Source organism: Streptomyces nanshensis (assembly GCF_001751255.1).
In the GTDB taxonomy this organism is placed as follows: domain Bacteria; phylum Actinomycetota; class Actinomycetes; order Streptomycetales; family Streptomycetaceae; genus Streptomyces; species Streptomyces nanshensis_A.
This window is the reverse complement of record NZ_LJGW01000127.1, coordinates 5,402-8,847: the sequence shown is the minus strand read 5'-3', so window position 1 is coordinate 8,847 and position 3,446 is coordinate 5,402. Positions and strand designations below refer to the sequence as shown.

The window sequence follows — 3,446 nt, the reverse complement described above, 5'->3', positions numbered from 1 at the left end:
CGGAGCCGGCGCCGGCGCCGGCGGAATCGGCGTCGGAACGGGGTCCGGAACCAGGTCAGGCCGCGCCGGTTGCGCGCCGTCCGTGGCGGGCATGACCTCCCCCTGCCCCCGGCCCGGAGCACCGGCGGAGGCGGTGCAGACGGGTTCGGCACCGGCGGAGGCGGTGCAGACGGGTTCGGTACCGGCGGAGGCGGTGCAGACGGGTTCGGCACCGGCGGAGGCGGTGCAGGCGGGCTCGGCACCGGCGGAGGCGGTGCAGGCGGGCTCGGCGTGGGGCTTCTCGTCGCTTCGCTGGATGGGCGGCGGCATGGGCTCCTCGGAGGCCGGCTGAGAGTACGGAGCGGTTCCGGCGTACGGGCCCGGCTGACCCGGCGGCGGAAGGGCGGGGGAGACCGGCCGCGGCGGCCGGGTGCTCCCGGGCCCGCCCGGGGCGGCCCTCCCAACTGCCGCTGTGTGACGTCCAGTACAGCCGTGCGGGCGGGCTTCGGACACCGTAACGACGCAGAGGCCGAACGATACGACGAGTATGGGAATTTCACCCGGACGGGAATGATCCGGCCGGACACTCGGCGAGTGCGACCAGAAAAGGGGCAATAACGTATCCGTATGGGATCCAGGCGGCCAAAGAAGCTGACGACTGCGGCGACCGTGCTCGCGGCGAGCACGGTGAGTCTTCTCACCCTCGGAGGCTGCTCCACCGAGGACACCGGAAGCGGCACCGGAACGGGCGTGAGCGGCGGCGGCGCGACCGGCAGCCACTCCTCGGGCGCTCCCCAGCCGACCGAGCCCGCCCGAACGGGTCCCGCACCGGCGTCCGTTCCCTCCGTACGCACATGGGATCCGGTACGCGGCCCGGCCTGGAAGCCGTCGAAGTTCACCCGGGTCGTCGCCGATCCCGACGGGCCGCTCGCCGACTCGGCCCGGCTGCTCTCCAAGGAGTTGAAGGTCCCCTTCTCCAAGGGCCCGGCCCGCACCGGCGACGTCCAACTCAGCCTGGACCAGGGCGTGAAGGCCGGCCGCGAGGGCTATGTGCTGGACAGCCGCGAGGGCCGGGTGCGGATCGCGGGCCAGGGAGCGGCGGGCGTCTTCTACGGCACCCGCACGCTGCTGCAGTCCGTACGCGCCACGGGAGCCGTGGCCGACGGCGTCGTCCACGACGAGCCGGACCGCCCGCAGCGCGGCCTCATGGTCGACATCGCGCGCAAGCACTTCACCGCGGGCTGGATCGAGGACCGCATCCGGGAGATGGGCGATCTCAAGCTCAACCAGCTTCAGTTGCACCTCTCCGACGACCAGGCGTTCCGGGTGGAGAGCAGCACCCATCCCGAGGTCGTCTCCCGGCCGCACCTCACCAAGGCGCAGTTGCGGCGCATCGTGAAGCTCGCCGAGTCCCGGCACATCGAGGTCGTACCGGAGATCGACTCCCCGGGACACCTCGGCGCCGTCCTCAAGGCGCACCCCGAGATCCAGCTCAAGGACCGCTCGGGCCGTCCGACCGAGGGCGCCGTGGACATCTCCGATCCGCGGGCGGCGAAGATCGTCGACGATCTGCTGCGCGAGTACGCCGACCTCTTCCCCGGCAGGCACTGGCACCTCGGCGGCGACGAGTTCGTGCCCCTGACGCGCAAGGACCCCGAGGCCGACTATCCCGGTCTCGCGGCGAAGGCCCGCGAGGAGTTCGGCCGCGGCGCCCGCGTACAGGACCTGGCGACGAAGTGGCTCAACGACCGTGCCGCCGTCGTACGGGAGAAGGGGAAGATCCCGCAGGCGTGGAACGACGGCATCCACGAGGGCGGTAAGGCACACGCCGAGCACGACCGGCAGGTCGCCTACTGGACGGGCAAGGAGCCCGGAGCGCGCAGCCCGGAGTCGTATCTCAAGGAGGGCTGGCAGCTCGTCAACATGAACGACGAGTACCTCTATTACGTACTCGGCGAGCCCAACCGCTTCCGGTATCCCACAGGGCGCCGCATCTACGAGCAGTGGACCCCGGCGGTGCTGCGCGGCACCCGGCCCGTGCCGAAATCCCTCTCCGGTCCCGGGCACATCCTCGGCGGGCGCTTCGCCGTGTGGTGCGACCGCTCCGAGGCGCAGACCCAGAACGAGGTCGCCGCCGGCATCAGGGCGCCGCTGCGCGCCCTCGCACAGAAGGTGTGGGACCCGCAGAAACCCAGCATGAGCTGGGAGGACTTCAAGCGGCGCGGGGAGCGCGCGAGCTGAGAGCGCCGGGCCGGGCCGGCCCGGAAAATGCGAAGGCGACCGGGGTCGCCACCCCCCACAGGAGAGACCCCGATCGCCCTCGAGAACGGGCGCACCACGCCAGGGGCAGGCCCGTACTCTCTTCAGCGTTCCGGACCGCCATTCTGTTACCTGGTCAACTTGCGTGGACTATGACGCACACTTGGCCTTAGCGTGCTGTCGCATCGATGCTGGTCTGTGCGTGAGGCATACGCGGGCATCACCGAGAGACGACAGACGCCCGACCAGGGGCGTGACCAGATCCGTTGGGACATCGCGGAGTGGGGCGAGAGACGGCCGTGCAGGGGGACGACGCGGAGTTGACCGCCGCGGTGCGTGCGGCACAGGGCGGGGACGAAGGCGCTTTCCGCACCGTGTACCGCACTGTGCACCCGCGGCTGCTCGGCTATGTCCGCACCCTGGTCAGCGACCCCGACGCCGAGGACGTCGCCTCCGAGGCGTGGCTCCAGATAGCCCGCGACATCGGCCGGTTCAGCGGAGACGCGGACCGCTTCCGCGGCTGGGCCGCGCGAATAGCCCGTAACAGGGCGCTCGATCATCTGCGGACGAGGGGACGCCGTCCCGCGATAGGCGGCGACGAGAGCGACCTCGCCGTACTGCCCGCCGGTGCGGACACCGCCGACGAGGCCCTCGAAGCCCTCGGCACGGGCCGCACGATGGCGCTGATCTCCCGGCTTCCGCAGGACCAGGCCGAGGCCGTGGTGCTGCGCGTGGTCGTCGGACTGGACGCCAAGAGCGCCGCCGACGTGCTGGGAAAACGCTCCGGCGCCGTCCGTACGGCCGCCCACCGGGGGCTGCGCAAACTGGCACAGATGCTGGACGAGTCGAGCGAAGGTTTCACAGAACCCGGAGAACCGTCACATGGGCCCGACGCGTCTCCTTCAGCACGCGGTGTGACGCATAAGGCTTCGCGAACGCTGAGGGAAACGTGATGGCGGACGACGACCGGTACAGGTGGCTGGACGACGAAGCGGCGGAGCGCTTGCTCCGCGGCTCGGCGGTCAATGCGCGTAGCACGCGCGCGAGCAGGCGTCCGGGGTCCGGTCACGACAACGTTGAAGCTCCGCTGACCGGCGCCGACGAGCGGCCCGGTGCCCCCGGGCCGTCCTGGGCACGCCGCGGCGCCCGTCGGCACCACCGCGGCGCCGTACCGGAGCGCGCCACCGGCGAGGAGCCGGCCGAGGACC

At 71.6% G+C, this 3,446-nt stretch carries 3 protein-coding genes and 1 pseudogene; all 4 read left to right on the top strand.

Features of this window, described 5'->3' with window-relative positions; genetic code table 11:
- Positions 1 to 91 precede the first annotated feature (91 nt).
- Positions 92 to 331 carry a hypothetical protein gene (locus tag AN218_RS36010; RefSeq protein ID WP_141747496.1) on the top strand — a complete coding sequence of 80 codons (240 nt, stop codon included), beginning with the start codon at positions 92 to 94 and terminating at the stop codon, positions 329 to 331.
- 275 nt (positions 332 to 606) lie between these two features.
- The gene (locus AN218_RS07255; RefSeq protein ID WP_070015935.1) at positions 607 to 2,220 is read left to right on the top strand and encodes a beta-N-acetylhexosaminidase; all 1,614 of its coding nucleotides are present in this window, start codon (positions 607 to 609) and stop codon (positions 2,218 to 2,220) included.
- 317 nt (positions 2,221 to 2,537) lie between these two features.
- Positions 2,538 to 3,191, top strand: coding sequence for an RNA polymerase sigma factor (locus tag AN218_RS07250; protein WP_070015934.1), 654 nt, complete (start codon positions 2,538 to 2,540; stop codon positions 3,189 to 3,191).
- Positions 3,191 to 3,446, top strand: a pseudogene (locus AN218_RS37420) (hypothetical protein); the annotation flags it as partial. The gene AN218_RS07250 and the pseudogene AN218_RS37420, both read left to right, overlap by 1 nt.